Here is a 25,222-nt window from a genome sequence, read left to right on the forward strand (position 1 = left end):
CGAGGGGGAGGTCTCGTGTCCTATCCGCAGCCGGCCGGAGCCGTCGCGCCGACGACGCCCGCGCCTCCGCCCGCCTCGCCCGTACCGCCGGGCCCGCCCGAGCGGACGCCGGCCTGGCGCGAGGCGCTCGACCGGCTGCGGGCCGCGGCGACGACCGAGCCCGGGCGGCTGCGGATCATCGGCGCCGTCCTGGTCGTGCTGCTGGTCGCCTTCGGCGCGGTCACCGCCTGGCAGGTGACCTCCCGGGCCTCCGCGGCCGACGCCGTCGTGGACCGCAGCCAGCCGCTGAGCGCCGACGCCGCCGACATCTACCGCTCCCTCGCCGACGCCGACACCACCGCCGCGAGCGGCTTCCTCGCAGGCGGGCAGGAGCCGCGCGCGGTCCGCGAGCGCTATGAGAAGGACATCGCGCGCGCCTCCGAGCTGCTGGTCAAGGCCGCCACCGACAGCAGCGGCCCGGACGCCTCCCGCAGCCGGATCGCCGAGCTCAACGCCGAGCTCCCGCAGTACACCGGCCTGGTGGAGGCCGCCCGCGCCAACAACCGCCAGGGCCTCCCCCTCGGCGGCGCCTATCTGCGCTACGCGGGCGACCGGATGCGCGACCGGCTGCTGCCCGCCGCCCGCGGGCTCTACGAATCGGAGACCGCCCGCCTCGGCTCCGACTACGCCGACGCCAAGTCCTGGCCCTGGGCCGCCCTGGGCACCGGCGTGCCGGCCCTCGCCGCGCTCGGCTGGACCCAGCGGCGCTCCTTCCTGCGCACCAACCGCGTCTTCAACCACGGCCTGCTGGCCGCGACCGGCGCCGCCACGGTGGTGCTGCTCTGGCTGACCGTCGGCCACGCCGTGGCCCGCTCCTGCCTGGAGCGCTCCTATTCCCACGGCGCCGAGTCCCTCCAGGTCCTCAACGAGGCCCGGATCGGCTCCCTCCAGGCCCGCGGTGACGAGAACCTCACCCTGGTCGCGCGCGGCGCCGTCCTCACCAAGAGCGGCGACGACGCGTACGAGACGAGCTACCGCGAGGGCATGGACAAGCTCATCGGCGGCGGCCACGGCCGCCCCGCCGCCGGCTCCCTCCTGGAGCGCGCCCGCGGCCTCGCCGACGACCGCGCCGGGCGCGACCCCGTGGACGCGGCGATCGCGGACGTACGGGAGTGGCAGCGCCGGCACGGCGACGCCCGCGCGGCCGACGACGGCGGGTTCTACGACAAGGCCGTCTCCGAGGTCATCGGCGACAAGGGCAGCACGGGCGAGTCCTTCGACCGCGTCGACGACGAACTGCGGCAGGCCCTGGACCACGAGCAGAACGAGTTCCGGCAGGCGGCCGACGACGGGCGCGGCGCGCTCTCGGGCCTGGCGGCCGGCGCCGCCGTGCTCGCCGTCCTGGGGGCGGCGGGCGCCGTCCTCGGCATCGGGCGCAGACTGTCGGAGTACCGGTGACGGGGGGAGGCGAGGGCGTGAACGCACCACTGCGGGCGCTCGGGACACGAGTGCGCTCCAGGCCACTGCTCACGGCCGTGACGGCGGCGGGCTGCGCGCTGGCGACGACGGCCGCCGTGCTGCTGCCCGTCCAGGGCGGCGCCGCCGCGGAGCGCCCGGAGCGGCCCCCCGCCGCGGCCGCCGGGCCGGCGCGGGAGGCCGCGGCGCCGAAGTGCACCGACCCGGAGGCGAGTCTGCGGCCGACGGGCGACCTGGACGGCCCGGCCGTCCGGCGCATCAAGGCCCGCGGCAAGCTGATCGCGGGCGTCGACCAGAACAGCTACCGCTGGGGCTACCGCGATCCCGCCACCAACGAGCTGAGCGGCTTCGACATCGACCTGGTGCGCGCCATCGCCAAGGACATCCTGGGCGACCCGGACAAGGTCGTCTTCCTCACGATCCCCACCAACCGCCGCATCCCCGCCGTGCAGTCGGGCAAGGTGGACATCGTCGCGCGCACCATGACCGTCAACTGCACCCGGATCGGCCAAGTCGCCTTCTCCACCGCCTACTTCCAGGCGGGGCAGCAGGTGCTGGTCCCCAAGGGGTCGCCGGTGAAGGCGTTCGACGACTCGCTGAAGGGGAAGAAGGTCTGTACGGCCGAGGGATCCACGGCGGAGGCCAAGGTGCGGGAAGAGCCGCACGGTTCGACCCTGGTGACCGTCCCCAACCACCTCGACTGCCTGGTGCGGCTCCAGCTGGGCCAGGTCGACGCGGTGGTCAACGACAACGCCCTGGCGGCCGGGCAAGCCGCCCAGGACCCCTCCGTGCAGCTGGTCGGAAAGCCGTTCACCACCGAACCGTACGGCGTGGCGATGAACCTCAAGGACGTGGACCTGGTACGCCGGGTCAACAAGGTGCTGGAGGACTACCGCAGCGGTGGCACCAACAGCCCGTGGATGAAGGCGTACCAGCACTGGCTCGCCTCCGGCCTCGGTGAGGCCGACGCCCCGCCGGCACCCGAGTACCGGGACTGACAGCGGGCGCGCGCGAGGAGCGACGAGCACCACCGTTGAGGAGAGGTCGGCGGCAGGGCCGCGGACAGGAGAGGGGACCGATGGCGGTCGCGGGGCCCACCGGGCCGGCCTTGAGCCGCGAGGAGGTGGACCGTGCGCTGGCGAGGCTCGGCGCCGAGCACGAGGCCGTCGAGACCTCGCTGCTCGCCCTCCAGGACCACGCGGGGCGCCGCCTCCTGGAGGGGGCGGAGCTCACCGGCACCACCAAGAGCCGGTGGGCGGCGGCCGAGCTGCTCATCAGCCGGCTGTGGGTGTGCTTCGACGCCTATACGGCGGCCCTGACGGCCGCCCGCGAGCTGCGCGCGCGGCGCCGCTGGCCCAGCCAGGCCGAGCTGTCCGAGCTCACCGAGCTGCTGCGCGGCAGCGGCGTCACCCTGCCCGGCGACGCCACGCTCACCCTCGCCGCCGAGGGCACCGCCGCCCGCCTGAGCGAGCGGCTGAGCCTCCAGGAGCTCCTGGAGCGGATGAACGGCTGGTACGCCCAGGCGCTCGACGTGGTGGTCACCGCAGACGCGGTCTGGTCGGCGCTGCCCGCGCGGATCGACCTGCTGGCCGCGGAGTTGCAGCGCGTCCGCTCCCTGGCCCACTCGGTGGGCGTGCGGCCCGGCGAGCACCCCTCCGGCGACGACCTGGAGGAGATCACTCTGGAGCTGGCCGCACTGCGGTCCGAGGTGATAGCCGATCCGCTGGCCTTCTGGGCGGGCGCGTCGCCGAGCTCCGCGCCGGGCGGCGGCCGCCCCGACACCGGGCGCTACGACCGCGCGGCCCGCGCCCTGGAGGACGTACGCCGCGAGGTCGAGGCCGTCCTGGACGTCCGGCAGGACGCCGAGCAGCGGCTGCTCCAGGTGCGGGACGTCCTCTCGCGGGCCGACCGCACGCTGACGGAGGCGCGGCAGGCGCGCGCCGAGGTCCTGTCCAAGATCGCCGCGTTCGAGGTGCCCGCCGTGTCGGGCCCGCCGACCGCGCTCTACGAACAGCTGGCGGCGGCGGCCGACCACCGCAGGCACGCACGGTGGCACCGCCTGTCGCCCCTGCTGGAGGGCCTGGAGCAGCGGGCCGAGGACGAACTGCTGCGGGCCCGCGAGTCGCTGGCCGCGGTGACCGCCCCGCTGGCCGTGCGGGCCGAGCTGCGCGGGCGGCTGGACGCGTACCGCGCGAAGGCGGGCAGGCACGGCCTGACGGAGGACTCCTTCCTGATCGAGCGGCACGACGCGGCGCGCCGCATGCTGTGGAGCGCGCCATGTGATCTGGTGGCCGCCGAAATGGCTGTTCTGCGTTATCAGCAGGCGCTCGCCGACGCGCTGGCGCCGCCACCGACCGGGGCCCCGGAGCCCGTGGACCGTAGGGGGGAATCTTGAGCGTTGCCTGCCAGCGCCCGGGCTGCGCCGGGGCGTACGAGGACGTGGGCGGCGGTGAGCTGTACTGCGACACCTGCGGGCTGACCCCGGTGGTCTCGCCGCACGGCATGCTGGCGTCCCCGGCCACCGGGATGACGGCCGGGGGCCTGGGCTCGGGCCCGAGCGGCCCTTCGGGGCGGTCCGCGCCCGGCTCGTCGTCGGGATCGTCCCGGTCCTCGTCCTCCCGCCGGTCGGTGTCCGGCAGGCTGTCGCGCGCGCTGGCCGGCGGCTCCCAGGGGTCCGGGGGCACGGCGGGCACCCGGTCGGTGTCGGTGCGCAGCTCGCACTCCTCGGCGGCCCCGGCCTCCGGGCGCGGCAAGCTGGGCGCCGGGCTGGTGAGCGTGCCGGAGGTGCCGCGCCCGGATCCGCGCGCGGCGGTGCTGGAGAACCCTCAGGTGCCCGAGCGGAAGCGGTTCTGCAGCAAGGGCGACTGCGGTGCGCAGGTGGGCCGTTCGCGCGGGGACCTGCCGGGGCGCACAGAGGGCTTCTGCACCAAGTGCGGGCACCCGTACTCCTTCGTGCCGAAGCTGCGGGCGGGCGACGTGGTGCACGGGCAGTACGAGGTCGCGGGCTGCCTCGCGCACGGCGGGCTGGGCTGGATCTATCTCGCCGTGGACCGCGCCGTCTCCGACCGCTGGGTGGTCCTCAAGGGCCTGCTGGACACGGGTGACGAGGACGCGCTGGCGGTGGCCGTCTCCGAGCGGCGCTTCCTCGCGGAGATCGAGCACTCCAACATCGTCCGGATCTACAACTTCGTCGAGCACCTCGACCAGCGGACCGGCAGCCTCGACGGCTACATCGTCATGGAGTACGTGGGCGGCAAGTCGCTCAAGGAGATCGCCAACGCCCGGCGGCAGCCGGACGGGCGGCGCGACCCGCTGCCGGTCGGGCAGGCGTGCGCGTACGGCATCGAGGCCCTGGAGGCGCTGGGCCATCTGCACAGCCGCAATCTGCTGTACTGCGACTTCAAGGTCGACAACGCCATCCAGCAGCAGGACCAGCTCAAGCTGATCGACATGGGCGCGGTCCGGCGGATGGACGACCACGACAGCGCGATCTACGGCACCGTGGGCTACCAGGCGCCGGAGGTCGCGGAGGTGGGCCCGTCCGTCGCCTCCGACCTCTACACGGTGGCGCGCACGCTGGCGGTACTCACCTTCGACTTCCAGGGCTACACCAACGTCTTCGCCGACAGCCTCCCGGACCCCGAGCACATCGAGGTCTTCACCCGCTACGAGTCCTTCTACCGGCTGCTCGTCCGGGCGACCGACCCCGATCCGGGGCGGCGGTTCGGGTCCGCGCAGGAGATGGCGGACCAGCTGACGGGCGTGCTGCGGGAGGTCGTCGCGCTCGAGACGGGGCGGCCGCGGCCCGCGCTGTCGACGCTGTTCGGGCCCGAGCTGCGGGTGGTGGACACCCGGCTGTTCGAGGAGGCGGTCCGCGAGACCTCGGTGCTGGGCGCCCGGGTGACGGGCCGCGGCCGCAAGGGCGCGGCCGCCGCGGTGCCCGCGCAGCGGCGGCCCGCGGGCCCGGGCACCGGCCCGGCGGCGGCCGTCACCCCGCTGGACACCCGGGCCGCGGCGCTGGCCCTGCCGGTGCCGCTGGTCGACCCGAACGACCCCAACGCGGGCTTCCTGGCGGGCCTGCTGGCCTCCCAGCCCGCCGAGCTCTACGCCGCGCTCCAGGCGGCGCCCACGGCCTCGCCGGAGCTGCGGCTGCGGCGCGTGCGGGCCCAGCTGGAGCTCGGCGAGGAGGGGCTCGCGACGAAGGCGATCGAGGCGCTGGAGGCCGCGCACCCCGAGGACTGGCGGGTCGTCTGGTACCGCGGGCTGCACGCGCTGACCACCGGTGACCACGAGACGGCCGCGCTGTCCTTCGACGCCGTCTACGACGCCTTCCCGGGCGAGCCCGCGCCGAAGCTGGCGCTGGGGGTGTGCGCGGAGGTGCTGGGGCAGCTCGACAACGCCGCCGAGTACTACCGCCTGGTGTGGGAGACGGACCAGAGCTTCGTCGGCGCCGCGTTCGGGCTGGCCCGGGTGCGGCTGTCCGCCGGCGACCGTGCGGGTGCCGTGGCCGCGCTGGAGTCCATACCGGAGGCGTCCGTCCACTGCACGGCGGCACGGGTCGCGGCGGTACGGGCCCGGCTGCGCGGACGCCTCCCCCAGGACGTGCGGCTGGACGACCTGCTGGCCGCGGCCGGCCAGGTGGAGCGGCTCGCGGACTCCGGGCTGGACGCCGTGCGGCGGGAGCGGCTGTGCACGGAGGTGCTCGGCACCGCTCTGGACCGGGTGCTGGCGGCCCCGCCGGGCGCGGCCGCGCCCGGCGGGCACACCGCCACGCTGCTCGGCTGCGGCCTGGACGAGCGCGGGCTGCGGTTCGGGCTGGAGCGCTCGTACCGCGTGCTCGCGCGCCTCGCCCAGCGCGGTGAGGAACGGATCGAACTGGTGGAGCGGGCCAACCGTTTCCGCCCCAGGACATGGGTGTGATCGATGTCGCAACTGCCGCGCCCCCCACAGCTGACGGTATGTCCCTCCTGCCACGAGCCGCTGGAGCCGGCCGACAATTTCTGCGGCGGCTGCGGTGCCGATCTCTCGGCGCCGCCGCTGCCGCCGGCCGGGTCTCCCGCGGCTCCGCGCCCGGCACCGGAGGGGCACGCGGCCGCGCGGGCCGCCGGCCGGACCGCCCCGGGGCCGCCGCCCGGCGGTGATGCCTCCGCGGCGCCCGGGACCGGCCCGGACCCGCGTGAGACGCGCGCGTTCGGGGGTGTGCCCGCGCAGGCGGCGCACGGTGCCTTCGGCGCGCCGCCGGAGCCGGGCCACGCGCACCCCGGCGCGGACGGCACCGGCAGGATCTGCGGGTCCTGCCGATCCGGCATGATCGACAAGGACGGGTACTGCGAACACTGCGGTCATGCACAGCCGCGCGAACGGGATCACATGGAGCACCAGTTGCCAGGCGTCGCGGCGGTCAGCGACCGCGGCCTGCGCCACCACCGGAACGAGGACGCGTACGCCGTGTCCACCGTGGCACTCGCGGACGGCGGCCCCGCCACCGTCGCCGTCGTCAGTGACGGCGTGTCGTCCGCCACCCGGCCCGACGAGGCGTCGGCGGCCGCGTGCGCCGCGGCGCGCGAGCGGCTCGTGGCGGCCCTGCCGACGGGCGCGGACCCCCGGCAGGCCACTCACGACGCGATCGTCCAGGCCGCCGAGGCGGTCACCGCGCTCGCCTCGGCACCGCCCGCGGAAGAGGCCCGGCGGCACGAGGGGTACCGCCACGAGAACGCCCCCGCCTGCACCATCGTCAGCGCCGTCATCACCGGCGACCTCCTGACGGTGGGCTGGATCGGCGACAGCCGCGCCTACTGGGTGCCGGAGGACCGCGCCACCCAGCCCGCCCGGCTCACCGAGGACGACTCGTGGGCCGCCCAGATGGTCGCGGCGGGTCTGCTCACGGAGACCGAGGCGTACGCGGACGAGCGCGCCCACGCGATCACCGGCTGGCTGGGCGCCGACGCGTACGAGGTCGAGCCGCACACCGCGTCGTTCCACCCGGACCGGGAGGGCGTCGTCATCGTGTGCACCGACGGGCTGTGGAACTACGCCGAATCCGCGGAGCACATGGCCGCGATCACCCCGGCGGACGCCCGTCAGCGGCCGCTGGAGTGCGCGCGGCGGCTGCTGGCCCACGCGCTCGACGGAGGGGGCCACGACAACGTAACGGTGGCGGTCCTGCCGTTCCCGCTGCCGCTCGAAGGGGCAGGATCGGCCTGACGCGCGTGTCCACGGGGGATGCACGCCGCGGTGCCGGGCGCGCGGCCGTCCCCGCCCACTTGTTGCTTTGCCGAGTACCGAGGAGCGGATCAGATGGCCACATTCTCCAAGCCGGGTGTGCCCCGGTTCGCGGTCGAGGTGTATCAGAACGCCCATCTGCCCGAGGGCGGCCGCGATGTCGACGCGATCGTCACGGTCACCTCGACCGGCACCTCGACAAGCGCCTCGACAAGCGGCAGCGCGACGGGAGAGACGCCCATCCCGGCCCAGCTCTCCCCGGCGGGGCACGCGCCGCGGGCGCAGGCCCCGGACGCCGCCGTCGTCGTGATGGTCGACTGCTCGGGCTCGATGGACTATCCGCCCACCAAGATGCGCAACGCCCGTGATGCCACCGCTGCCGCCATCGACACCCTGCGCGACGGCGTGGCCTTCGCCGTGGTGGCCGGAACGCACCAGGCGAAGGAGGCGTATCCGGGCGGCGGCCGGCTCGCGGTGGCCGGTCCCGTCACCCGGCAGCAGGCCAAGGAGGCGCTGCGCAAGCTCGCTCCGGGCGGCGGCACCGCGATCGGCACCTGGCTGCGCCTGGCCGACCGGCTGCTGGACGCCTCCGGTGCCGCGATACGCCACGGCATCCTGCTGACCGACGGCCGCAACGAGCACGAGGAGCCGGAGGCGCTGCGGGCCACGCTGGACGTGTGCGCGGGCCGGTTCACCTGTGACGCGCGGGGCGTGGGGACGGACTGGGAGGTCAAGGAGGTCACCGGCATCGCCTCGGCGCTGCTGGGCACGGCCGACATCGTCGCCGATCCGGCCGGGCTGGCCACGGACTTCACGCGCATGATGCGGGCCACCATGGGCAAGGAGGTCGCGGACGTCGCGCTGCGGCTGTGGACCCCGCAGGGCGCGGAGGTGCGGTTCGTCAAGCAGGTCGCGCCGTCGATGGAGGACCTGACCGGCAGGCGCGCGGAGTCGGGGCCGCGCACGGGCGACTATCCGACGGGCTCGTGGGGCGACGAGTCGCGCGACTACCACGTGTGCGTACGGGTGCCGAGTGCCGCGGTGGGCGAGGAGATGCTGGCCGCGCGGGTCTCGCTCGTGCTGCCGTCGCCGGACGGCTCCCCGCCGGAGGTGCTCGCGCAGGGGCTGGTCCGGGCGATCTGGACGGACGACCCGGCGGCGTCGACGTCCATCAACCCCCAGGTGGCCCACTACACCGGCCAGGCCGAGCTGGCCGAGGTCATCCAACAGGGCCTGGACCTGCGGAAGTCGGGTGACGTCGACGGTGCCACGGCCAAGCTCGGCCGCGCCGTGCAGCTGGCGAACCGGTCCGGCAACGAGGACACCGCGAAACTCCTGGCGAAAGTGGTGGACGTCGTGGACGCCGCGACGGGTACTGTGCGGCTGAAGGCGAAGGTCACGGCCGAGGCCCGGATGACGCTCGAAACGCGCTCGACCAAGACCGTACGAGTGAAGAAGTAGCGAGGAACCGCGCGGGGGCGCGCGGCGGCCGCCAGGGCCGCGGTGGAGCCTCCCGGCGGCAGACCGGCCGGGCCTCGCGCCTTGGGTCCGGGCCGGGTCCGCCCCGGTCCGGTGCCGGCCCGGCGGTCACCGGTGCGCGGCCCGGTGAGACGATCCGGTGCGAGCGACCGGTGCACAGACCGGCGACGAAACGGCACACAAGGGGGATCAACCGACATGCCGACCTGCCCGAACGGCCACCAGTCGGCGGCCGACGACTGGTGCGAGGTGTGCGGCCACCGGATGTCGGCGGCCGCCCCCGCGGGTGCCGTGCCCCCGCCACCACCGCCCTCCGCACCGCCCCTGTCCGGTCCGGGCGGTGGCTATTACGGGGAGACGACCGTCCAGGCGGAGCTGTGCCCGCGGTGCCGTACGCCGCGTGAGGCGCAGGCGCCGTTCTGCGAGGAGTGCCGGCACAACTTCCTGACGCACACGGGGGCTTCGTTCGGCCCGCCGCCGGTGCCGCAGGCGCAGGACCTCCAGTCGGCGCCGCCGCCGGCCCCGCAGCACACGCAGCCGCCGCAGTCGTACGAGTACTACGGTTCGCGTCCGTCCCGGATCAACCGCCCGGCCGAGCCGCTCACTCCGGAGACCCACCCGGCGACGCCGTCGTACGGCGACGACGGCGACTGGATGCTCCCGCCCCCGAACTCCGCGCCGGCGTCGGCCTATCCGTACGCGGAGCACGCGTCGCCGTATCAGGAGTATCAGGAGCACACGGCGGAGGGGGCGCCGCAGGGCGTGCCGCCGCAGGCGGGGCCACCCGCCGCGGCCGCGGGCTGGACGGCCGTGGTGGCGCCGGACCGCGACTACTTCCTGGCGATGATGAACCGCAGCGGGCCGGAGGCGGCCGGGCTGAACCTGCCCGCCTACTCCCCCGAGCTCCAGCTCCCGCTGAGCGGCCCGCAGGTGACGATCGGCCGCCGCCGGCACAGCACCGGGGAGTCCCCGGACATCGACCTGTCCCGGCCGCCGGAGGATCCGGGCGTCTCGCACCAGCACGCCATGCTGGTGCAGCAGCCGGACGGCAGTTGGGCGGTCGTCGACCAGGACTCCACCAACGGCACGACGATCAACGGCTCGGAGGAGCCCATCCAGCCGTACGTGCCGGTGCCGCTCCACGACGGCGACCGGGTGCACGTGGGCGCCTGGACCACGATCACGCTCCGCCGGGGCTGATCTCCCGGTCCAGGGGCCAGCGCCAGGGGCCCTCCGGGGCGTCCAGCCAGGTCCACTGGCGGTCCCCGGCCACGGTCAGGCCGTAGCGTTCGCGCGGCGGGCGGCCTTCGTCGTGCCACAGGGCGAGGGCGGCCGCCGGTGCCATCCGGCTCACCGCAAGCAGGAATTGGAACTGGTCGTTCCGCAGCAGGCGCCAGGGGATGCCGCTCCGGTCGGGCGGCGGTGGCACGGCGGCACCACGCAGCGGCACGAAGTAGGCCGGTGTGTGCAGGAACCGCCCCTCCGCGTGCGCCGCGTCCGCGACGCGCAGGGCGATCAGCCCGGTGGCGAGCGGGGCGAGGATCAGCGCGCCCGGCCTGCTCTGCGCGATCCAGGCGGGCGGCACGGAGGGCAGGGCACAGGTGGCCATGGTCCGGTCGAAGGGGGCGCGTGACGGGCAGCCGAGCGCCCCGTCGCCGGTGACGACCGTGGGGTGGAAACCGGCCTCCGCGAGGTGCGCGCGGGCGGCTTCCGTGATCTCGGGGTCGAGATCGACGGTCGTGACGGCGGCGTCCCCGAGCCGGTGCGCGAGCAGGGCGGCGTTGTAGCCGGTGCCCGCGCCGATCTCCAGGACGGCGTGGCCCTCCCGCGGGTCCAGGACCGCGAGCATCCTGGCCATCAGGGACGGCTGGCTGCTGGAGGAGATCAGCTCGCCGTCCCGGACGTACGTGGCCAGCGGCTCGTCCGCGTAGACCCCGGTCAGCCAGGCTTCGCGGGCCCGGGGGTCCGGGTCGGCACGGGAGCGCCGCCGGTATCCGCCGGGCGCGCCCACGTAGTAGTACGGCACGAACAGCTCGCGCGGGACCTGCTCGAAGGCGGCCCGCCACCGGGGGTCGGCCAGCTCGCCGCGGGCGGTCAGCTCCCGTACGAGCCCGGCGCGCAGGGCGGCCGCGAGCTCTCGGTCGTAGGCGTCATCGGCCATGTGTCCAGGGTGCGCCGCCGCGGGGCGGGGTGCGAAGGCCGCCGGGCGCGTGGGCCCCCGAAAAGGGCGATGGTCCTACTTCTCCGGTCGTCGGCCGTGTGGTCTGAGACCATGGAGGGGTGATTGAGATTCCGCGCGGCACACTGCAGGAGCAGACGTTTTACGAGCAGGTGGGCGGCGAGGAGACCTTCCGGCGCCTGGTCCACCGCTTCTACCAGGGGGTCGCCGAGGACCCGCTGCTGCGGCCGATGTACCCGGAGGAGGACCTCGGCCCCGCCGAGGAGCGCCTGGTCCTCTTCCTGATCCAGTACTGGGGCGGCCCCCGTACGTACAGCGACAACCGCGGCCACCCGCGGCTGCGGATGCGGCACGCGCCCTTCGCGGTGGACCGCGCCGCGCACGACGCGTGGCTGCGGCACATGCGGGTCGCGGTCGACGAGCTGGAGCTCTCCCCGGCGCACGCCGAGCAGCTGTGGAAGTACCTGACCTACGCCGCCGCCTCGATGATCAACACCGAGGGCTGAGCCCGGGCGGGGCGCCGGTCCGGGCGCCCCTGCCCGTGGTCACGGCGCGCCTCAGGCGGGCGTGACCGTCAGACTCTGCAGGCCGCCCGTGCGCACGGCGACCGAGCCGTACGGGGTGCGCAGGCGCAGCCAGCCGCCCGCGGCGAAGAGCGCCAGCGGCTCGGGGCCGACGGCGAGCGCGGCACCGGCCCGGCCCGCGGCGGGCCCGGCGGCCGCCGCCGTCCGTACGGGCCGCAGGAAGCCCAGCGACTGGGCGGCATGCACCGCGCGCAGCGGCAGCGCCGTCCCGCCCAGGGTGCGGGACCAGATCTCCCGGCCGATGCGGTCCCGCTCGGCGCGCGTGCGCCGCTGGTCGGGCAGGGCCCCGTCCCGGGTGCGGAACTCGGCGACGGCGGCGGCCACGGCGCCCCGCACGGCCTCCACGTCGGGCAGGCCCTCCACGCGCTGCCAGCCGCTGCGCGGGGGCAGCACCCCGGCCCACGGCGGGCCCGTGACGGCCTCGGGGACGACGACGACCGGCCCGGCGCCGGGAGCCGCCTCCGCCGCGTCCAGGGCGTCGGCGAGCTGGCCGGCGGAGACGGTGGTGTCCAGCACGGTCCGCTCCCCGGCCGTCGGGGGCTCGGCGAGCCGCGCGGTGCGGATGGCAAGGACCTCGAAGGACGGCGGGCGGCCGAAGATACCCAGCACCCCGCCGCTCGCCTGGATCCGGACCGCGGCGGCCCGGTCGTAGTGGATCAGCCGGGCCAGGAAGGCGGCCAGGTCGGCCGCCTCCCCGGCATCGGCGAAGCACAGCCGCTGCCCGTACGGAACGGATCGCTCCGTCATGCGGCGACGGCCCCCTTCGCGGCCGGACGGCCGTCCGGATCCCCGTCGTCGTCCCGGTATTCCTCCAGGAAGGCCCGCTCCTCGGCGGTGATCCGCCGCGGGCGGCCCGTCTCGAAGTCGAACGGCACGACGACGGTGGTGGCCTTCACGTACACCCGGTCCTCGTCCTTGACCTCATAGGCGACGGTCATGGACGCCGCACCCAGCTTCGTCACCCACGTCTCGACGGTCACCGGAGCATGCCGGTGCACCAGCGGGCGCAGGTAGTCGATCTCGTGCCGGGCCACGACGGAGCCGCCCGTGAAGGACGCGCTCCCCTCCCCCGGCGCCAGCCGGAACATGAAGTCGATCCGCGCCTCTTCGAGATAGCGGATGAAGACCACGTTGTTCACATGGCCGAACGCGTCCATGTCCGACCAGCGCATGGGGCACGAGTACACGTGACGCGCCACGGTCAGCCCCGGGTGAGCTTCTTGTAGGTGGCGCGGTGCGGACGGGCCGCGTCCGGGCCGAGGCGCTCGATCTTGTTCTTCTCGTACGACTCGAAGTTGCCCTCGAACCAGAACCACTTGGAGTCGCCCTCGTACGCCAGGATGTGCGTCGCGACCCGGTCCAGGAACCAGCGGTCGTGGGAGACGACCACCGCGGCGCCCGGGAAGTCGAGCAGGGCGTTCTCCAGCGAGGAGAGGGTCTCGACGTCGAGGTCGTTCGTCGGCTCGTCGAGGAGCAGCAGGTTGCCGCCCTGCTTGAGGGTCAGCGCCAGGTTCAGGCGGTTGCGCTCACCACCGGAGAGCACCCCGGCCGGCTTCTGCTGGTCCGGGCCCTTGAAGCCGAACGCCGAGACATAGGCGCGGGACGGCATCTCGACCTGGCCGACGTTGATGTAGTCCAGCTCGTCGGAGACGACGGCCCACAGCGTCTTCTTGGGGTCGATGTTGGCGCGGCTCTGGTCGACGTAGGAGATCTTGACGGTGTCGCCGACCTTGATCGAACCGGAGTCCGGCGTCTCCAGGCCCTGGATCATCTTGAACAGCGTGGTCTTGCCCGCGCCGTTCGGGCCGATGACGCCCACGATGCCGTTGCGCGGCAGCGTGAAGGACAGGTCGTCGATGAGGACCTTCTCACCGAACGCCTTGGAGAGGTTGTTGACCTCGACCACGACGGAGCCCAGGCGCGGGCCCGGCGGGATCTGGATCTCCTCGAAGTCCAGCTTCCGCATCTTGTCGGCCTCGGCGGCCATCTCCTCGTAGCGAGCGAGACGGGCCTTGGACTTGGCCTGGCGGCCCTTGGCGTTGGAGCGGACCCACTCCAGCTCTTCCTTGAGGCGCTTGGCGCGCTTCGCGTCCTTCTGGCCCTCGACCTTCAGACGGGCGGCCTTGTTCTCCAGGTAGGTGGAGTAGTTGCCCTCGTAGGGGATGGCGCGGCCGCGGTCGAGCTCCAGGATCCACTCGGCGACGTTGTCCAGGAAGTACCGGTCGTGGGTGATCGCCACGACGGTGCCGGCGTACTTGGCGAGGTGCTGCTCCAGCCAGTTCACCGACTCGGCGTCGAGGTGGTTGGTGGGCTCGTCGAGGAGCAGCAGGTCGGGGGCCTCGAGCAGCAGCTTGCAGAGGGCGACGCGGCGCTTCTCACCACCGGAGAGGTTGACGACCGGCCAGTCGCCGGGCGGGCAGCCCAGCGCGTCCATGGCCTGCTCCAGCTGGGCGTCGAGGTCCCAGGCGTTGGCGTGGTCCAGGTCCTCCTGGAGCTTGCCCATCTCCTCCAGCAGCGCGTCGGAGTAGTCCGTCGCCATCAGCTCGGCGATCTCGTTGAAGCGGTTGAGCTTCCCCTTGATCTCCGCGACGCCGTCCTCGACGTTCTCCAGGACCGTCTTGGCCTCGTCCAGCTTCGGCTCCTGCATGAGGATGCCGACGCTGTAGCCCGGCGACAGGAAGGCGTCGCCGTTGGACGGCTGCTCCAGACCCGCCATGATCTTGAGCACGGTGGACTTACCGGCACCGTTGGGGCCGACCACACCGATCTTCGCACCGGGCAGGAAGCTCAGCGTCACGTCATCGAGGATGACCTTGTCGCCGTGCGCCTTGCGCGTCTTGCGCATGGTGTAGATGTACTCAGCCAAGAGAAACCGTCCGGCAATCGAGAAGGGCCAATGTGCGGCTCCGCCGCGTGAGGGCAGATACACCCCATCATGCCGGACTGGTAGCCCCTGGCGGAAACGGGTTGGTCACAGCCGTACGCGTCCGAGCGCCGCGCGGGGCGAAAGCGGCCGCCGTCCGCCCCCGTGGTGCGCGGGCGGCCTGCGCCCGTCCGGTCCGGTGGCGCGCGGTCGTCCGGCAGCGGTCCGACCCCGTGGTGCGCGGGCGGGAGCGGACCGCCCGCGCACCACGGCCGGGGCCCGGGATCACTCCCCGGAGGCCGCCTTCTGCCGGCGCAGGAGGTAGACCGCCCCGCTGCCGACGACGATCAGGGCGATCGCCACGCCCGTGAACGTGGGGTCGGTGCGGTTGCCGCCCGTCTCGGCGAGGTCACCCTCGGCGGAGGCGTTGACCACGCCCTTCCCGGTGCCGCCGGCCGAGGCCGGGCGCATCCGGGACGCGCGCTCCGCCTTGGTGCCCGTACCCGCCGCGGTGCCGCCGTCGGTGGCGGCGGCCGCGCCGCTCTCCGCGGTCATGCAGTCCAATATCCCGGAGAACGTCCTGGTGAAGCCGTTGGGGCCCTTGATCGTGAAGCGGTACGCCTGGTCCTCGCCCACCTTCACGAAGGTCGTCTCCGACCGGCCCGCCGGGACGGAGTGTCTGGTCCCGTCGAGATCGAAGGCGAACGGGGCGTCGCCCTTGTTGTCGGCGGTGATGTCCACGCCGCCCTTGGCGCAGTTCTTCTTGGCGGACAGGGCCGGTATGGCGCCCTTCTCCGCCCAGGTCGCGGTGGCCGTGGCGGAGACGGTGCTCTCGCTGGAGCCGGCCAGGATCTGGCTCTGCGTGGTGGTGTGGTCGCCGATGAAGACCCGGCCGACCGGGGCCTTGGTGACGGCGGCGGCCTTCAGGGACAGCGAGCCGTCACGGGCGCCGGGCCGCACGTCGAAATAGAGCTCGCCCCCATCGCCGGTGGAGGTGACCGGCTTGCCCTCCTTGTCGACGATCTTCACGCCCTTCGCCTCGGCGTCCCCGGCCGGGGTGACGGTGACGCTGCTCGCGCTGGTGCGGACGGTGACCGGGCCGAGCCGGCCGCCGGACTTCCCGGAGACCGCCGACGGGGTCAGCGTCAGGGACGCGGGGGGCTCCTCGACGTCCTGCGCGTTCTTGTAGAGATAGTCGGCGAGCTTCTCGGCCGCGCCGTCCTTGGCGTCGACCTGAACGCCGTCCGAATAGCGCCAGATCGCGACCTGGGTGCCCGCGGCGGCGGTGTTCGCGTCGAGCGGGCCCGAGTCGGCGTCCTTGGCGAGCGCGGCGAGGTCGTTCACCTGGGGATAGGAGTGCTGGAGGATCCAGCGGATCCGGCCCGCGTTCTTGTTGCCGTGGAGGGGCGACTCGCCCCAGCCGACCTCTTTGTACTTCGCGCCGTCCACGGTGCTGGTGAGTATGTCGACGCAGTACGTCTGGAGCGAGCCCCCGCCCTCGACCTTCATCTCGAACAGGCCCGCCTGCATGTCGCCGGTCTTCCGCCGGTCGTGGACGACGGCTCCCGACCCGGCCGTGATCCTGCCGAGGGTGGCACTGACGCCGCCCGAATTCCTCGGCGCGTCCTCCGCGGCGGCGGGGCCCACCACGACTATCGTGCCTACCGCAGCCAGACCCGACACCAAGGCCGCTGCGGCAAGGCGGGCTGCTCCCCGCCTCTTGACAGAAGTCATCGATTTCCTTCCGGGCGCGCGCAGAACCAGTCGACACGCCTCGCCAGCGAACTCAAAACTCAGAAGCCCCCGTTGCCACGTGCTGCGAACGTGATCTTAAGGAGCGGGCGCGACGGCTTCCCCACCGAGGGCTCCGCCCAACCGATCCGAATCGGAATCGTTATCGGAGAAGGCCGCCTGACCTGGCATTATCGATAAATCGGCGGGATAAACCACCCATTTCACAAGGGCGTTGCCCCGGCCGCGACCTCGTCGGTTGCGGCGGCTACCGCGCTCATCGCCCCCACCCCCACGGCCCCCGGATCCGTCGGCGGACCGTCCGGGGCGGGCCTTCGCGCCCCCGGCGGAGCCATCGCCTCCGCTCTCGCTCCCGCCATTCGCACCGGCTCGACCGGCAGCGGTCTGGCCGGCGAGACCCTGCGGAAGGCCGAGGTGCCGCGAGTGAGGTCGTGGCCGATCGAGACGGCGTCAATCTCCGCCGACAGCCACCGTTTTCCGTCCCGCTCCTGGTCCTGGATCCGCAACTTGCCCTGCACGATGAGCGGTTCGCCGACCGTGACCGAGGCCACCACGTTCGCGGCCAGCGTGCGCCAGGCGCGCACGGTGTAGAAGCTCGTGTACGCGTCGACCCACTCGTCCCGGCCGCGGTCCCAGCGGCGCACCGTCGCCGCCAGACGGAACCTCGAGACCGCCGAGCCGTTCGCCACCTCTCTGTAGTCCGGCCGCGTCGCGACATTCCCCACGACCGTCACCAATGTCTCGTTCATCCGAGCCGCCTCCCCCACCGCGTTGGACCTGCAACGAGACCCATGCTGCCCGCGCTCACACGAACCCGCTGAGGGCTGTGGACGACGAGCGCTTTGTGGATAAATCCGTCACCCGTGTGGGCCGACCGGGAGCGGCTTCACGGGCGCCGGGCGGGCTTGACGGACGCGACGGGAACCGCGCGCGGGTGATGCCCCGGCAGGTGCCGGCCCGGCACATGACGGCTCGGCACATGACACCTCGGCACCTGGCGGACCAGCAGGTCACGGCGCGGCAGGCGACAGCCCGGCAGACGACGGCCGTTCAGCCCGCTCAACGCAGCCGCGGGCGCCTACGAGCCGCCCGCCGCGATCACGAACTGCGCCCGCACCTCCCGATACCGCAGCAGCTCCGCCGCCACCGGCTCCAGCACGCGCTCCCGGCCGCACCCGGCAGCCGCACTGCGCAGGCGCCGCTCCGTCTCCAGGCCGTACCGCCGCGCCGGGCCCCGCGCCAGCATCCGGCAGCACCAGGTGAGGACCGGGCCGCCCACGCCCCCACCCGTCAGCAGCAGCCCGGGAGCCCACCACTCGCCCCCGACCACCTCCGTCGCCAGGCCCATCAGCCACACCGCCCCCGCCAGTTGCAGTCCGAGGAGCGCGCCCTGCATCGCCCCCGCCACAGCCCACCAGCCGGGGCGCGCCGGGCGCGCACCCCCGCGTGTGCGCCAGGTGCTCACCCGCCCCGAGCGCGTACGCGAACCGCCCGGACCTCCGGAACCCTTGTTTCCGGAACGCTTCACGGGCCTTGAGGCAGCCGCGAAACGCGGAAGGGGGAAGCGGGCCCGCTTGGCCGAAGCGCCTCCGGGCGCGGAGCACCGGCCGACACCGCCGGCCGCGCCGACCGCCCCGCTCCGGCCACCGGCACCACCGGCACCCGCACCGCCCGTTCCCACAAGCCCGGCGGGCACCAGCTCGGAGGTAGCGGGTTCCTGGGTCACGAGCGCGAGGGCCTGGGCGGCTCCGCCCGCCTCCCCCGGCCCTCGCCGGCCGCCGTTTCCTTCGGCCAACGCGCCGGACGTCCTGACGCCCCGCGCCTCCGTGCGGGGTCCGCCGCCCGTGGCGTGGCGGCCTGCCGCTCCCGTGCGCGGCCCGCGTGCGCGCAGGCCCACCCCGGTCCGTCCCGTCCAGCGGTTGGCCATGGCCGCCGCCTCCGAGGCCGCCGTGTCGAGGGCGTCCGCCAGGCCCTCCGCGCCACGGCCCGCCGCCTCCCGTACCGCCTGGGCCCAGGGGTCGGGCAGCCCGGCGGACGCTTCGTACGCCAGGGCCCGTACCGCCTGTTCCACCAGGGGCCGGGACACCGTGCGGCATGGCGAGGACGCGAGCTCGGCGAGGGCTCCGAGGGCGTCGGTGGCCGTGGGGGGCGCAGGGGTGTCGATCACGCTCCCGCTCGCGCGCTCGCCCGTACGCCCGAGTGCGCTCCGCTGTGCGCTCTCCTTCACGCGCGCCGCCTTCCGCGCCCCCCGCTTCCGTCCGAACCAGTGGTGGGCCAGCGTCCAGGACGTCCCGCAGGCGCGGTCCGCGTCGCGCAGCCACGCGCGCTCCGCCGCGAGTCCGGCGGCCTGGGCGCCCACCGCCTCCGCCAGCCGGTCCTCGAACTCCTGCCGCGCCGCTTCCGTCAGCCCCGGCCTGCCCTTGGCCACGTAGGCGGGCCGCAGCCGCGCGGAGACGCCGTCCACGTCGGCCACCAGCCGCCGCTCGGCCACGTTGCGCCCGGCCGTGAACTGGGTGAGGGTCTCGCGCAGTTCGCCGACCCCTGCCCCCGTGAGGGCCGACAGGGCGAGCACGACGGCGCCCGGCTCGCCGTGTTCGCCCAGGGCCAGTCCGTCCTCGTCCAGCAGCCGTCGCAGGTCGTCGAGCACCTGGTCGGCGGCGTCCTCCGAGAGCCGGTCCACCTGGTTGAGCACCACGAAGGTGACCTCGGCGTAGCCCGCCAGCGGCCGCAGATAGCGCTCGTGCAGCACCGCGTCCGCGTATTTCTCCGGGTCCACCACCCAGATCACCGCGTCCACCAGCCGCAGCAGCCGGTCCACTTGCTCGCGGTGGCCGGTCGTCGCGGAGTCGTGGTCGGGCAGGTCCAGCAGGACGAGCCCGTGCATGCCCGGGTCGTACGGGCGGACCGGCTGCCGGCGCGCACGCAGCGGGATGCCGAGCCGGTCCAGCAGCCCGTCCGCGCCGTCCGCCCGGTCCGTCCACGCGCACGCGATCGGCACGGCCGTCGTCGGCCTGCGCACCCCGGCCTCCGAAAGCTGCGTCCGGGCTAGGGCGTTGAAGAGGGTCGACTTGCCGCTGCCCGTCGCCCCGGCGATCGCCACGACCGTCAGGTCCAGCGAGTGCCGCTGCCGGGCCGCCGCCGCCTCCAGCACCCGCCCCGCCTCCGCGAGCGTCCGCCGGTCCAGCCGCGCCCGCGACAGCCCCACGAGCTCGCGCAGGGCGTCCAGGCGGGGCCTGAGGACGGCTCCGACCGGGGGCGTGGGAGTGGGGTCAGGCGCGTACAGGGAGCGCTCGGAGGTGTTCGCACGCTCCTGTGGCGCGCTGTCCTCGGTGCGGACCGCGCGCTCGGCGCTCGGAGTCTCCTGGACGGCGTACGGACGGGGCGTGCGCTCCGGGCGCGCGCGACGTGCGATCAGCCCGTCGTCCCACGTGCCGCGCGCGGCCTCGGGGACAGGCTTCTCGGCGACTTCCTCACGACTGTCGGACGTGGACACGGCGGTCACCTCTCCCTCTGCAGTACGGACAGCGCGGCGATGAGTTCGACCTGGTGGTCGGGGGTGATGTCGAGCGCTTCGAGCGGCGCGGTCCGGCGGTCGCGCTCTCCTTCGAGCACCCGTTCAAGGCAGTCGGCCAGCAGTTGCGCGCCTCGGTCGCGCAGCCGCAGCACGCCCTGCCGGCCGAGCGTCCCGGCGAGGACCTCCCCCGCCGTACGGGACCTGCGGCCGCCCAGCAGCGACACGGCGAGCAGGGCGCCGGCCCGGTCCGCATCGAGGCCCGTGCCGCGCTCGGCCGCCCGCACCGCCTCCTCCGCGACCTCCTCCAGACAGCGGCGCCAGCGGCGTACGGCCACGCCGATCCGGCCGAGCGCCCCGTCCGGGTCGCGCGGCGCGAGCACGGTGGCGGCCGCCGGGTCGCCCGCGCACGCCGCGGCGATCTCCTCGTCGGCGGCCGCGACGGCGCAGCTCAGCACCGCCGCCAGCGAGCTGGTGAGCGCGGTGAGCAGCTCGTCCGCGGTGCTGTCCTGCGGGTGTCCGCGCCAGTGCGTGAGCGCGTCACCGGCGAGCACCTCGCCCGCGGCGACCTCCTGCCGCACCCGCTCGCTCGCCCGCCCGTACGCGTCCTCCACCCGCTGGAGCAGCCGTACGGCCGCGGCGTGCTGCATCGCGGCGGCCCCCGCGAGACCGGGCAGCCGGGATCCCAGCGAGGCGAGCAGCCCCGCGACCGTGCGGGCGGACGCGACGGTGTGCGCCGCCGGGTCCTGCGCCCGCTGGTCGAGCCAGGCCCGCAGCCCCGCGACGGCCGAGGCGGGCAGCAGCCCGTTTCCGCCGCCGGCGGACTCCGGGAGCTCCGGGATCGTGAACCGTGGCACGTCGCCGAGACCCGCCGCCGCCAGCAGCGCGCCGTAGTGCCGGGACACCTCGGCGGCGACCTGGTGCGGCACCCGGTCGAGCACGGTGACGAGCGTGACGTCGAATTCCTTCGCCGTGCGCAGCAGGTGCCACGGCACCGCATCGGCGTACCTGGTCGCGGTGGTGACGAGTACCCAGATGTCGGCGGCGCAGATCAGCTCGGCCGCGAGGTCGCGGTTGCGGGCGACGAGGGAGTCGATGTCGGGGGCGTCGAGCAGGGCGAGTCCGAGCGGAAGGCTCCGGTCCGTCTCGATGCGCAGCGCGGGGAGCTCCTCGGGGTCGTCGCCCCGGCCGTCCTCCTCCCGGCCGGCCGCGTCGCGCACGCCCTGGGCGTGCGGCTTGCGCCCGGCGTGCGGGTCCAGCAGCTCGCGCGGGTCGAGCAGTTCGTGGGTGCCCATCAGCTCCTGCATCTGCCGCAGGTCGCAGGGTTCGTACTCGGTGATCTCCTGGGCCGGGACCCACATCCTGCGCAGCTCCGGCAGCACCCGTCGGCCCGCGAACCAGTGGTGGTCGTCCGGGTGGCAGACCAGCACTGGCGTGCGGGTCGTCGGCCGTAGGACCCCCGCCGCAGTGACCCGGCGGCCCACCAGGGAGTTGACGAGGGTGGACTTGCCCGCTCCGGTGGACCCCCCGACGACCGCCAGCAGCGGCGCTTCGGGGGCGCACAGCCGGGGCACCAAGTAGTCATCGAGTTGCGCCAGGAGTTCGGCACGGTTTCGACGGGCGCGGGCGGCGCCGGGAAGGGGGAGAGGGAAGCGTGCGGCGTCGACACGGTCACGCAGTGCGGAGAGCGCGTCGAGCATCCGGGGCCGTACGTCCAAGGTCGCCACACGTGCAGAATGCCCAATTCTGGTGTGATTTTGAAGCGTATAGCCCATGGCGCGCGAGGCGTGGCGAAAGGGACTCAGGCATAACGAGTACACAACACCCGACGCCTGGGGCGTGAAAAACGGTGCAAGATTCGTACCTGCCTGCGATTATCAGGACCGCTTCACCAAACCTGCACATCGTGGCACGGAGGTGAAGCAACCGGGACGGGGCGAGCGGAGCCCTATCCTTGTCCCCGGCAAGGTCACGGCACCACCGAGCCTGGGGCTTCACCCGTCCGCGACCGCCGTACACCGGCCCCCGTAGCTCAGTGGATAGAGCAGGCGCCTTCTAAGCGCTTGGCCGCAGGTTCGAGTCCTGCCGGGGGCGCTCCGTTTGTGCCGCACGCCCCTCCCTTGCGGGAGGGGCGTTTTCGCTGTTCAGGCGCACGCTAGCGAGGGGGCGGTAGCGGGGGCGTAAACGCCGGGGCGGCGACCGGTCCGATGCCTTTGAGCCCGGTCGGGGTTCCGTCCGGATCGAAGGAGTGGTGGAAGGTGAAGGCGTGCGGCGCGGAGCCGTGGTCGTGGAGGTGTTCCAGCCTGGCGACCCCGTCCCGCCAGGTCGGTATCGTGCCGTCGGCGACCCACCAGAACACGTGACCCGGGTGTCCCGTCCTCTCGAACCAGTCGTAACGCCTGTTGAGCGCCGTGCGGTGCAGGCCGGTGTAGATGGCGTCGAAGGCGGATCGCAGATCGGTCCAGAGGGAGAGGGTCGCGGCCAGGGCGGCGGTTTCCGCGGTGCGGCCCTTCCCGTACCAGGCCGGAACAGCGAACTCTCCCCACTCACCCCAGTCCGAGTCGAAATCCGTCCGTGCGCCCAGGCTGCGGTCTGCCGCTTCGGCACGGGCGATATATCCGGGGTGCCGGCCGATCTCCCGGTAGACGGCCCCACCGCTCTCGTGGAACTCCCGAGTGAGACGCGCGGGATCGGTGAGGGGCGACTTCAGGACGCCGAACGTGTACAGAGCAAGATGAGGCATGCGTCTCTCCCTGGCGGGGCCTGGTGCGGAAATCCCTGACGCTCTCGCTGTCCGGGCGTGGACTCGATTCGGGCCCGTGGGGGGGGGCGGGGAGCTGAGGGCGTGATCGATGCGTCCCCTCGCGGGTGACTCAGGCTGGTGGAACCCCTGCGGGCGGCGCCGAATGCCAGGTGAAGATAGCCCTCGTCCCAGACTCTGTCGAAGTTGCGTTTTCCCTGCCCAAGTGGCCTCCCGCAGAGGCGCCCGCGGGGCTGGGGCGGCGTGGCGCCGCCTGGGTGTCTCCACACTGCCGGCTGAGCAGCGACCTGATGCGAAGATCAATGGCCCCAAGGACCCCGCGCCGGCGAGGGGCCGCGGCAGGGGCGTGAGCCGTGCCCGGTTTCCCGGGTGCGAACGCTTTTGGGGGGTGGGCGCAAGAAAGGAGGGGGCCGCGGACGGCGTGGCCCGTGGAAGGGGAGGTTCGTGGCGACGGACGAGGAACTGCTGGCGCGCTCGGGAACCGACGCGTCGGCCTTCGAACCGCTCGTGGAGCGCCATTCAAGGGCGCTGCACGGCTACTTCACGCGCCGGGCGCCCGGCGCGGCCGACGATCTGCTGGCCGAGGCGTGGCTGCGGGCCTACGCGGGGCGCGGCACCTACGACGCGGCCCGGGGGCCGGTCCGGGCGTGGCTCTTCGGCGTGGCCCGCAACGTCCTGGCCGCGCACTGGCGCGGCCAGGACCGGCCCGCGGCCGCCGCGCTCGCCGGTGAGGCGAGCAGCGACCCGTGGCACGCCGTCGACCAGAGGCTGGACGCGGCGGCGGTCGCGCCGCTGATGCGCCGGACCCTGGCCGAGCTGCCCGCCGTGGAGCGGGAGCTGCTGCTCCTGATCGCGTGGGAGCAGCTCAGCCCCACCGAGGCCGCGGCCGTCGTCGGCGTCCCCGCGGGCACGGCCAGGTCCCGGCTGCACCGGGCGCGCACCCGGCTGCGCGCCGCGCTCGGCCCCTCCGCCTCGCTTTCCCTGACAGGAGACCTCGCATGACCGGGCAGCAGGACATGAACGACAAGGACTTCCTCGACTTCCCCGGTGCCCGGCGGCTGAAGGCCGCGGGCAAGGTCGCGCCGCCCTCGGCGGACGCCGTCGCCGCGGCGCTCGCCGCGGTGCGGTCTGCGGCCGGCCGGGAGGAGAAGGCGGAGGGGACCGCCGTCGAGCTCGAATGGGAGCCGGCGGCCGCGGTCGTCCCGGTGCGGACGTGGCGGCGGCGTCTTCCCGTGCTCGCCTCGGCGGCGGCGGTCGCGGCGGTCGTGCTGGGTGTCGCGCTCCAGCCCTGGCAGGACTCCGCGGACACGCGCGGCAGCTCGCCCGCGGCGTCGACGATGCCGCGGGAGCAGACGGGGACGGCACCGTACTGGAAGGTGCGGACCTCCGAGTGGAGCCGGGGCAGCGAGGGGACCCAGCGGCCGGACGGGGCGTACAAGACCGAATGGCTGAGCCGGAGCGACACCCGCGGGCAGTCCGGTGACGGTCCGGTCCAGCTCTACTCCGTGGACATCGCGGGGACGGCCTACAAGATCTGCGGCAAACCGGTCCTGTGGGACGGCCTCGGCAAGCTGCCCACCGACCCGGACGCGCTGCGGGACCTGCTCGTCGGGGAGGCCACCGGGGAGGAGGCCGCGGAGGGGCTCTTCAACGGCATCGAGGAGCTGCTCGCCCGCTCCCCCGCCGAACCCCGGCTGCGCGCCGCGCTGTTCAAGGTCCTCACCGGGATTCCCGGGGCGCGGGTGACGGAGCGGGTCCAGGACAGCACCGGGCGCGCGGGCACGGCCGTCGACCTGGACGTCGACACCTGGCGTGAGCGTCTGATCATCGACCCCGGGACGTTCCACGTGCTGGAGGCCGCGAACACGGCGCGCGACGACGGTCTGAAGTGGGGGACGCAGCGGCTCCGGGCCGGGGACCTCCTCATGCGGACCACCTACCTCTCCGTCGGGCCCGCCTGGGACGCGCCGAAGCCGGACCCGCGGACCCTGGAGCACCCCGTTCCGTCGGGGCGGTCCACCCCGGAGGGGCACTGAGTCCTGCCGGTCAGAGGCAGGTCACAGGCAGACCGGAGGGACATCAGCGGCAGGCGGCCGGCAGTGATCTCGATTCGTGATCACTGCCGGCGGCAAGTGCTTCTTGGCCGGCCGGGCCGCAGGCGGTGGACTGGGGTCTGCCGGTGAGCGGCCCGGAACAGCCGGGGCGCCGCCGGGGAGACAAGGAGTCCGGTCATGCCGATCGTCACCGTTCACCAGGGTCCGCGCAGCGTCGAGCTCAAGCGGGAGCTGGTCAAGCAGATCACCGACTCGTTCGTGGACACGTACGGGATCCCGGCCGAGGCCGTGCAGGTCTGGATCCACGAGGTGCCCACCGACAGCTGGGGCACGGGCGGGAAGCTCACCGCCGACCGGTGAGC

19 protein-coding genes, 1 tRNA gene and 1 pseudogene are annotated in these 25,222 nt (G+C 74.1%); 12 read left to right on the plus strand and 9 right to left on the minus strand.

Annotated elements, in window-relative coordinates:
* The first annotated feature begins 15 nt into the window (after positions 1-15).
* From ACZ4A5_RS03815 to ACZ4A5_RS03845, 7 genes are all read left to right on the plus strand, one after another.
* Complete coding sequence (locus tag ACZ4A5_RS03815) at positions 16-1,437, plus strand: hypothetical protein (protein WP_467578080.1); 1,422 nt, start codon at positions 16-18, stop codon at positions 1,435-1,437.
* A gap of 17 nt (positions 1,438-1,454) precedes the next feature.
* On the plus strand, positions 1,455-2,453 hold the full coding sequence (locus ACZ4A5_RS03820) for a glutamate ABC transporter substrate-binding protein (protein WP_467578082.1): 999 nt from the start codon (positions 1,455-1,457) through the stop codon (positions 2,451-2,453).
* Positions 2,454-2,533: 80 nt separating this feature from the next.
* Positions 2,534-3,850 carry a hypothetical protein gene (locus tag ACZ4A5_RS03825; RefSeq protein WP_467578084.1) on the plus strand — a complete coding sequence of 439 codons (1,317 nt, stop codon included), beginning with the start codon at positions 2,534-2,536 and terminating at the stop codon, positions 3,848-3,850.
* A complete protein-coding gene (locus tag ACZ4A5_RS03830) occupies positions 3,847-6,375 on the plus strand; it encodes a serine/threonine-protein kinase (protein WP_467578086.1) in 2,529 nt (842 codons plus the stop codon). Before ACZ4A5_RS03825 ends, ACZ4A5_RS03830 begins: the two co-directional genes overlap by 4 nt.
* Before the next feature lie 3 nt (positions 6,376-6,378).
* Positions 6,379-7,659, plus strand: a complete 1,281-nt coding sequence (locus ACZ4A5_RS03835) for a protein phosphatase 2C domain-containing protein (RefSeq protein ID WP_467578088.1) — start codon at positions 6,379-6,381, stop codon at positions 7,657-7,659.
* A gap of 93 nt (positions 7,660-7,752) precedes the next feature.
* Positions 7,753-9,138 (plus strand): vWA domain-containing protein, encoded by a 1,386-nt coding sequence (locus ACZ4A5_RS03840; protein WP_467578090.1) that lies wholly within the window; start codon positions 7,753-7,755, stop codon positions 9,136-9,138.
* Positions 9,139-9,354: 216 nt separating this feature from the next.
* Positions 9,355-10,356: an FHA domain-containing protein gene (locus tag ACZ4A5_RS03845; RefSeq protein ID WP_467578092.1), complete on the plus strand. Its 1,002-nt coding sequence runs from the start codon at positions 9,355-9,357 to the stop codon at positions 10,354-10,356.
* Here ACZ4A5_RS03845 and ACZ4A5_RS03850 read toward each other — a convergent pair.
* Positions 10,337-11,317 (minus strand): methyltransferase domain-containing protein, encoded by a 981-nt coding sequence (locus ACZ4A5_RS03850; protein WP_467578094.1) that lies wholly within the window; start codon positions 11,315-11,317, stop codon positions 10,337-10,339. The genes ACZ4A5_RS03845 and ACZ4A5_RS03850 overlap by 20 nt on opposite strands.
* 119 nt (positions 11,318-11,436) lie before the next feature.
* Between ACZ4A5_RS03850 and ACZ4A5_RS03855 the strand changes: the two genes are divergently transcribed.
* Entirely contained in the window at positions 11,437-11,841 is a 405-nt protein-coding gene (locus ACZ4A5_RS03855) for a globin (RefSeq protein WP_467578096.1), read from the plus strand.
* A gap of 51 nt (positions 11,842-11,892) precedes the next feature.
* On the opposite strand, the gene ACZ4A5_RS03860 is transcribed toward ACZ4A5_RS03855, so the two are convergent.
* The 7 genes from ACZ4A5_RS03860 to ACZ4A5_RS03890 form a co-directional block, all read right to left on the minus strand.
* Positions 11,893-12,666 (minus strand): DUF8185 domain-containing protein, encoded by a 774-nt coding sequence (locus ACZ4A5_RS03860; RefSeq protein ID WP_467578098.1) that lies wholly within the window; start codon positions 12,664-12,666, stop codon positions 11,893-11,895.
* Positions 12,663-13,118, minus strand: a complete 456-nt coding sequence (locus ACZ4A5_RS03865) for an acyl-CoA thioesterase (RefSeq protein ID WP_467578100.1) — start codon at positions 13,116-13,118, stop codon at positions 12,663-12,665. The genes ACZ4A5_RS03860 and ACZ4A5_RS03865 overlap by 4 nt, the downstream gene beginning before the upstream one ends.
* 2 nt (positions 13,119-13,120) lie before the next feature.
* On the minus strand, positions 13,121-14,785 hold the full coding sequence (gene ettA / locus ACZ4A5_RS03870) for an energy-dependent translational throttle protein EttA (RefSeq protein WP_398868484.1): 1,665 nt from the start codon (positions 14,783-14,785) through the stop codon (positions 13,121-13,123).
* 282 nt (positions 14,786-15,067) lie between these two features.
* The gene (locus tag ACZ4A5_RS03875) at positions 15,068-16,516 is read right to left on the minus strand and encodes a Cys-Gln thioester bond-forming surface protein (RefSeq protein WP_467578102.1); all 1,449 of its coding nucleotides are present in this window, start codon (positions 16,514-16,516) and stop codon (positions 15,068-15,070) included.
* Positions 16,517-16,737: 221 nt separating this feature from the next.
* Positions 16,738-17,283 carry a single-stranded DNA-binding protein gene (locus ACZ4A5_RS03880; RefSeq protein ID WP_467578104.1) on the minus strand — a complete coding sequence of 182 codons (546 nt, stop codon included), beginning with the start codon at positions 17,281-17,283 and terminating at the stop codon, positions 16,738-16,740.
* Positions 17,284-17,612: 329 nt separating this feature from the next.
* Positions 17,613-20,027 carry a GTPase gene (locus ACZ4A5_RS03885; RefSeq protein ID WP_467578106.1) on the minus strand — a complete coding sequence of 805 codons (2,415 nt, stop codon included), beginning with the start codon at positions 20,025-20,027 and terminating at the stop codon, positions 17,613-17,615.
* A gap of 5 nt (positions 20,028-20,032) precedes the next feature.
* Positions 20,033-21,763, minus strand: a complete 1,731-nt coding sequence (locus ACZ4A5_RS03890) for a dynamin family protein (RefSeq protein ID WP_467578163.1) — start codon at positions 21,761-21,763, stop codon at positions 20,033-20,035.
* Positions 21,764-22,066: 303 nt separating this feature from the next.
* Between ACZ4A5_RS03890 and ACZ4A5_RS03895 the strand changes: the two genes are divergently transcribed.
* Positions 22,067-22,139, plus strand: a tRNA-Arg gene (locus tag ACZ4A5_RS03895).
* Between the two features lie 61 nt (positions 22,140-22,200).
* On the opposite strand, the gene ACZ4A5_RS03900 is transcribed toward ACZ4A5_RS03895, so the two are convergent.
* The gene (locus ACZ4A5_RS03900; protein WP_467578108.1) at positions 22,201-22,788 is read right to left on the minus strand and encodes a DUF3291 domain-containing protein; all 588 of its coding nucleotides are present in this window, start codon (positions 22,786-22,788) and stop codon (positions 22,201-22,203) included.
* Between the two features lie 462 nt (positions 22,789-23,250).
* Between ACZ4A5_RS03900 and ACZ4A5_RS03905 the strand changes: the two genes are divergently transcribed.
* The 3 genes and pseudogenes from ACZ4A5_RS03905 to dmpI form a co-directional block, all read left to right on the plus strand.
* The gene (locus ACZ4A5_RS03905; RefSeq protein WP_467578110.1) at positions 23,251-23,808 is read left to right on the plus strand and encodes an RNA polymerase sigma factor; all 558 of its coding nucleotides are present in this window, start codon (positions 23,251-23,253) and stop codon (positions 23,806-23,808) included.
* On the plus strand, positions 23,805-24,842 hold the full coding sequence (locus ACZ4A5_RS03910) for a hypothetical protein (RefSeq protein ID WP_467578112.1): 1,038 nt from the start codon (positions 23,805-23,807) through the stop codon (positions 24,840-24,842). Before ACZ4A5_RS03905 ends, ACZ4A5_RS03910 begins: the two co-directional genes overlap by 4 nt.
* 186 nt (positions 24,843-25,028) lie before the next feature.
* Positions 25,029-25,220, plus strand: a pseudogene (gene dmpI / locus ACZ4A5_RS03915) (4-oxalocrotonate tautomerase DmpI); the annotation flags it as partial.
* Between the last annotated feature and the right edge of the window lie 2 nt (positions 25,221-25,222).

This window comes from Streptomyces sp. NPDC025618 (assembly GCF_055558795.1).